This window comes from Paenibacillus sp. EZ-K15 (assembly GCF_002573715.1).
In the GTDB taxonomy this organism is placed as follows: domain Bacteria; phylum Bacillota; class Bacilli; order Paenibacillales; family Paenibacillaceae; genus Paenibacillus_AQ.
In genome coordinates, this window is the sequence record NZ_PDHM01000031.1 from 1 (window position 1) to 1,282 (window position 1,282).

A 1,282-nucleotide genomic window follows, 5' to 3' on the forward strand; every position below is an offset into this window, starting at 1 on the left:
TGCACCTAGAATAAAAAGTGGACACCTCTTAAACTTGTAGTAATAATAAACCTACTAAGACAAACGAGGTGTCGACCCATGGGCGAATCCAGACAAAGTTACAATGAGACATTCAAACGCGAAGCGGTAAAGTATGTGCAAGAACAGTCAAAATCTTTAGAGCAGATCGCGGACGAACTGAATATTAAACCCGGCACGCTGAAAAACTGGGTGGGGAAATATCGAGAGTTTGAACACGAGCCCGTGAATCAAGGGGAGACTCTTCGTGAGCAGTCGCAGCTCATAGGCGATCAGAAACGAGAAATTGAAGATCTAAAAGAAGAGATTGCAATTCTAAAAAAGGCCATGCACATCTTCAGCAAAGAAAGGAACTAAGGTTCCAATTCATCGAGGATCATCGCTCCGAGTTTCGATTGGAGAAGATGTGCAGCGTTTTGCAGGTGTCCAGGAGCGGCTATTACAAATGGCGTGCATCCGAGACATCGGAGTCACGCAAGCGTAAAGAGCAGATAACAAATCGCATTAGGTGGCACTTCCACGATTCGGATGAAACCTACGGTAGCCCACGAATACGCAAAGAACTGGTAAAGGAAGGCTGGGTCGTATCGGAGCGAACGGTTGGTCTTATTATGCGTGAACAAGGCCTGCGCTCCTGTATGGCGCGAAAATTTAGAGTCATGACAACCGATGCTAACCATGATCTGCCCATAGCTCCCAATGTCCTTGAACAAGATTTTAAGGCAACCAAACCGAATGAAAAGTGGGTAGCGGATATTACCTACATTCCCTGTCGTCAAGGAAAGCTCTATCTCGCCAGCATTTTGGACTTGTACACGAAACAAATCGTTGGATGGAGACTCAGTGACCGAATGACAACGGACCTCGTTATGGATGCTTTGAAGCAGGCATATACCGAAAAAAAGCCTGGAAAAGACCTGATTCACCATTCTGACCGCGGCTCTCAGTATGCTTCTAAGGAGTACCGAAAACAGCTAGAAATCTACGGAATGAAGCCAAGTATGAGTCGTAGAGGAAACTGTTATGACAACGCCTGTATCGAGGCTTTCCACAGTATCTTGAAACGTGAATTCATCTACAGTAAACCGAAATTCAGGACGAAAGAAGAAGCTCAACAAAAGCTTTACCGGTATCTGGAGTTCTTTTACAACAGAAAAAGATCCAACAGTACCATTGGTTATATGTCCCCGGTACGTTTTGAACAGCTCTACTACGAGAATGCAGCTTAACTTCTAAAGGTGTCCACTTTCTTGACAGAAGAGCA

At 44.9% G+C, this 1,282-nt stretch carries 2 protein-coding genes; both read left to right on the forward strand.

Going from position 1 to position 1,282, the window contains the following annotated elements; translation table 11 throughout:
* Positions 1-78: 78 nt before the first annotated feature.
* Positions 79-375: a transposase gene (locus CRG97_RS32790; protein ID WP_098749641.1), complete on the forward strand. Its 297-nt coding sequence runs from the start codon at positions 79-81 to the stop codon at positions 373-375.
* Between the two features lie 11 nt (positions 376-386).
* The gene (locus tag CRG97_RS32795) at positions 387-1,247 is read left to right on the forward strand and encodes an IS3 family transposase (RefSeq protein WP_237566650.1); all 861 of its coding nucleotides are present in this window, start codon (positions 387-389) and stop codon (positions 1,245-1,247) included.
* Positions 1,248-1,282: the final 35 nt, after the last annotated feature.

Bases quoted from the DNA above. Each gene is read 5' to 3' on its own strand.
- CRG97_RS32790 (WP_098749641.1), top strand. From the start codon at position 79: ATGGGCGAATCCAGACAAAGTTACAATGAGACATTCAAACGCGAAGCG.